The sequence below is a fragment of the Fulvivirga sp. genome, assembly GCF_040220315.1.
Taxonomy (GTDB): domain Bacteria; phylum Bacteroidota; class Bacteroidia; order Cytophagales; family Cyclobacteriaceae; genus Fulvivirga.
This window is the reverse complement of record NZ_JAVJUY010000258.1, coordinates 1-4,641: the sequence shown is the minus strand read 5'-3', so window position 1 is coordinate 4,641 and position 4,641 is coordinate 1. Positions and strand designations below refer to the sequence as shown.

The 4,641-nt window shown below is 38.8% G+C and carries 5 protein-coding genes; all 5 read left to right on the top strand.

Annotated elements, in window-relative coordinates; genetic code table 11:
• The coding region (locus tag RLO81_RS12575) for a T9SS type A sorting domain-containing protein (RefSeq protein ID WP_350112028.1) at positions 1-442 on the top strand (442 nt) is incomplete at its 5' end.
• 90 nt (positions 443-532) lie between these two features.
• The gene (locus RLO81_RS12570; protein ID WP_350112026.1) at positions 533-1,798 is read left to right on the top strand and encodes a competence/damage-inducible protein A; all 1,266 of its coding nucleotides are present in this window, start codon (positions 533-535) and stop codon (positions 1,796-1,798) included.
• Positions 1,799-1,844: 46 nt separating this feature from the next.
• The gene (locus RLO81_RS12565; protein ID WP_350112024.1) at positions 1,845-3,173 is read left to right on the top strand and encodes a dihydrolipoamide acetyltransferase family protein; all 1,329 of its coding nucleotides are present in this window, start codon (positions 1,845-1,847) and stop codon (positions 3,171-3,173) included.
• Between the two features lie 296 nt (positions 3,174-3,469).
• Positions 3,470-4,339, top strand: a complete 870-nt coding sequence (locus RLO81_RS12560) for a hypothetical protein (RefSeq protein WP_350112022.1) — start codon at positions 3,470-3,472, stop codon at positions 4,337-4,339.
• Positions 4,340-4,377: 38 nt separating this feature from the next.
• The gene (locus tag RLO81_RS12555) at positions 4,378-4,524 is read left to right on the top strand and encodes a hypothetical protein (protein ID WP_350112020.1); all 147 of its coding nucleotides are present in this window, start codon (positions 4,378-4,380) and stop codon (positions 4,522-4,524) included.
• Positions 4,525-4,641 lie beyond the last annotated feature (117 nt).

Here is a 4,641-nt window from a genome sequence, read left to right as displayed (position 1 = left end):
TGAATCTTCTGAGGTCAATTTCACAGATCAATCAGTTAATGCGATTGAATGGGTTTGGATTCTGCAATCAGACACCATCAGCATTGATCCTAACTTCAGTTTTAATTTTTCTAATATAGGCCAATATACAATTGAGCTATGGGTGCGCGATGAATTAGGGTGTATCAATAATACGTCTGTTTTGTATCAGGTGGAAAGCATTACTTCTTTAGCTAATGAAGCAGAAGGGTTTAACATTTATCCTAACCCAACATCAGATTTACTGACAATTCAGGGAGAAGGAATTAGTAGTATCCGACTATTTAATTCGGAGGGTCGTCAAATTACTGACACTATTCAATCAAGCAATACCATTAATTTGAAGCATTTAAAACCCGGAATTTATCAATTGGTGATTGAAACACATTCAAAAATCTATTATCGTAAGATTATTAAAAATTAGGAGTAAGAATAACTTTTTAATGGTCATTCGTTGTTATTAAACATGTGCATATTTGGCACTTCATTACAACTACTTAATTATTAAGCTCATATGGCAAACGCTAAAGCTGAACTACTAACTATAGGAGATGAAATTCTCTACGGACAAATAAACGATACCAACTCGCAATGGATGAGTCAGGAATTGGATAAAGTTGGTATTCGTGTAATAAGAAAAACCACGGTGGGAGACAATAGATCAGACATGCTTCAGGCATTTGAAGAAGCAGAGAGTCGTGCGGATATTATATTAATTACTGGCGGACTGGGCCCTACCAACGATGACTTAACAAAGCCGCTCTTGGCCGAACACTTTAATTGTGGCCTTAAAATGAATTTGGAAGCGCTTGAAGAAGTTCGAGAGTTTTTCAGAAGCAAGGGCAAAGAAATTACACCTATCAATGAAAAGCAGGCCGAACTGCCAATCTGTGCCGAAAAAGTAAGTAATACCTTAGGCACTGCTCCCGGCATGTGGCTGGAGCGTAACGGAAAAGTATTTGTTTCGATGCCCGGTGTGCCGCACGAAATGAAAAAAATGATGCTGGATACAGTCATTCCCAAGCTCCAGAAATTCTATAAAACTGATATGATTTTTCATAAGGTGATCAAAACCATCGGAATTGGTGAGTCGTGGTTGGCCGATGAGATAAGAGAATGGGAAAAAGCACTACCCGAACATATTAAACTGGCGTATTTACCAAGTCTTGGACAGGTAAAATTGCGCCTTACGGCCATTGGAAGCGATATGGATCAGTTGAAAGCAGATGTGGAAGAGCAAATTGAAATATTGCATAAGTATGCCGGAAAATACATCTACGGCTATGATAAAGATGAAATTCAGTCCGTAGTAGGCCAAATGCTAAAAGAGCATAATTGTAAAATAGCTTTCGCTGAAAGTTGCACAGGCGGTTATGTTTCGCATTTAATCACTTCCATACCCGGAAGTTCTGAGTACTATCAGGGCACTATCATTCCGTATCATAATGAGTTGAAAGCCAATGTTTTAGGTGTGAAGGAAGAAACACTGAAGGCACACGGTGCGGTAAGCGAAGAAACCGTCATTGAAATGTCAAATAACGTGCGAAAGATGTTTAATGCAGATATCGGTATCGCGATAAGCGGTATTGCGGGGCCTGACGGTGGCACGCCTGAAAAACCTGTGGGTACCGTGTGGATTGCCTATGCAGATGGCGAACAGACGAAGGCAAAGATGTTACAACTGTGGAAAGACCGGGAAGTGAACATAAAAGCCACTGCCATTGCTGTAATGAACCTTATCAGGATAACTTTATCGAAATCGATTGAGATAAAAAACTAAAATGCTAAATTTGCGGTCAAATTCAGATCAAAGAGATTTTTAATACATGGCACTAGTAGAACTATTAATGCCCAAAATGGGCGAGAGTATTATGGAAGCCACCGTGCTTACCTGGTTAAAAAGTGAAGGCGACACCATCGAGCAAGATGAGTCTGTGTTGGAAGTAGCTACTGACAAAGTAGATACGGAAGTACCCTCTACTCATGCTGGTGTATTAAAAGAAATCTTGGCCAAAGATGGCGAAGTGGTAGAAGTGGGTAAGCCTATTGCCATTATCGCTACTGATGGTGACGAAGGTGACGCACCTGCCGCTCCAAAAGAAGAACCTAAGGCGGCTCCTGCAAAAGAAACTAAAGCTGAGCCAGTGGCTGCTACTGCAGGATCAAATGGTTCTAACGGGTCAGTTTCTTATCAGAATTCAGATCGTTTTTACTCACCATTGGTGAAAAACATTGCTAAGAAAGAAGGCATTGCTCTTGCTGAACTTGAAACCGTTCCGGGTTCAGGTAAAGAAGGCAGAGTAACGAAACACGATATTTTAAATTACTTAGAAACAAGAGGCTCTCAGCCTGCTGCCGCTCCTGCTCAAACAAGTAGTCCAGCACCAACATCGCATCCAGCTGCTGCACCTAAGTCTGCTCCATTAGTTCCGGCATCTATCAGTGCGGAAGACGAAATCATTGAGATGGACAGAATGCGTAAGATGATCGCTGAGCGAATGGTGGATTCTAAGCGTATTTCTCCGCACGTAACGTCATTTGTTGAGGCGGATGTAACCAACATTGTTTTCTGGAGAAACAGAAATAAAAACGAATTTAAAAAGCGTGAAGGCGGTAATTTAACCTTCACTCCTATCTTCATAGAAGCGGTTGTAAAAGCCATTAAAGACTATCCAATGATCAACATTCAGGTGGATGGTGATAGAATTATTAAGAAGAAGGACATAAATATTGGAATGGCCGTGGCACTACCTTCTGGTAACTTAATTGTGCCGGTAATCAAAAATGCCGACCAATATAACTTAACTGGTCTGGCTAATAAAGTAAACGATCTGGCCATTAGAGCAAGGGATAATAAATTAAGCCCTGATGAATTATCAGGTGGAACATTTACCATTTCAAACGTAGGTTCTTTTGGTAATGTAATGGGTACGCCTATTATCATGCAGCCGCAAGTAGGTATTTTGGCGCTTGGCGCGATTGTGAAAAAGCCTGCAGTTATCGAAACACCAAATGGTGATGCTATTGCAATCAGACACAAAATGTTCTTATCACACAGCTACGACCACCGAGTTGTAGATGGCTCTTTAGGTGGTATGGTAGTTCGCAGAGTAGCCGATTACTTAGAAAAATTCGAGCTGAACAGGGATTTGTAATAAACCCTATTGTCATTGCAGGTATGCTCATTATTTTTTAGCATGTCATTGCGGACTCGCCTGCCCGACCTTTGGCGGGACCCGCAATCTCGAAGCGAACCAAATAATAAGATTCCGGCTCAAGGCCGGAATGACATTACAAAAAGAGTGAATGTCATGCGTTCACTCTTTTCTTTTACCCAATCCCTAATTTATAACTATTCTAATAGCTTTATTAATTAAGTAGGTGCAATGGTGTATGTTTATTAGAACAATTAATCACTTATAGTAAACTACCAGATTACATTCTAAAAAAGATGAAAAACACTAGAATTGACATATTATCAAGACCACTTTTCACTTTATCCTTAGGAATACTTCTTCTAAACGACTTTTATCTGAAATATGAATATTCGAACTGGATGACGGGTAAACTATCTGATTTTGCTGGGCTCTTTATTTTCCCATTATTTCTTTCAAGCTTCAGAATTAAATGGAGCAAGTCTATTTATTTAGGCACTGCTTTACTATTTATTTTTTGGAAATCCCCATTATCCCAGGATATTATTGAGTGGGCGCAAAACATTGGAATTGGTTTTAATCGAACTGTTGATTACTCTGACCTACTTGCTTTATCAATCCTTCCTATCTCCTTTTACTACTTACAGCATCAAAGAGCTTCAAATGCTAAACATAATTTTTTAGCCATTCCTATCGGACTGCTAAGTCTGTTTGCTATTTGGGCAACAACCTTACCAAGAGAAGAGGTTGAATTGAATATGCCCATTAATAAGGTTTATGAACTAGGTATTAGTAAAAAACAGCTCTTTAATTCACTACATTTTGCAAATAGCAATAGTAACAATATTGAAAAGAATTTAGCGGATAGTCTTTTTTATATATACTTTGATATTCAGGAAGAATACCAAGCAGACGTAACAGTACTGGTTAAAATAACATCAATTGACTCTACTCACACAATGATTCAGCTTGATACAATAATCAGTTGTTATTTAACTGGAAGCTTATTTAGTGGTGTTGATAAACAAGAAGTAGAGTATTTTCAATCGCTATCGGAATTAGAATTTGCAAGATACTTTGATCAATGTTTCATTAAGTCAGTTAAGAATGGAGACTTTGAAAATCTTTATTATGACAATAAGGACAACGATGATGAGCGCAATTAACCAAAATACTTAAACTGAAATATTTATTTATAAAATCAATGAAACTACTAGCAACCTTCATATTAATACTTGCTCTAGCTAGCTGCTCTGAAGAAAATCCTGTACGGCAAACAAATGTTGTTGAAAGCCGATGGGTAGAAATTGTCAATGAATCACAACTAGCGCAAGTCTGTGACTTGGGCTAATAAATGAAAAAGAGAGTCTGTGACTCGGTGAGTTTTCGATTAATTATGCCGGGTTGCAAACCCTTGAGATCATTAGAAAGGCACAAGTTGTAAACTTGCGCCACTGTCAGGAATGAC

What these genes read in the sequence shown, in the direction of transcription:
- RLO81_RS12570 (WP_350112026.1), top strand. Translation starts at nt 533, where the DNA reads ATGGCAAACGCTAAAGCTGAACTACTAACTATAGGAGATGAAATTCTC.
- RLO81_RS12565 (WP_350112024.1), top strand. Translation starts at nt 1,845, where the DNA reads ATGGCACTAGTAGAACTATTAATGCCCAAAATGGGCGAGAGTATTATG.
- RLO81_RS12560 (WP_350112022.1), top strand. Translation starts at nt 3,470, where the DNA reads ATGAAAAACACTAGAATTGACATATTATCAAGACCACTTTTCACTTTA.
- RLO81_RS12555 (WP_350112020.1), top strand. Translation starts at nt 4,378, where the DNA reads ATGAAACTACTAGCAACCTTCATATTAATACTTGCTCTAGCTAGCTGC.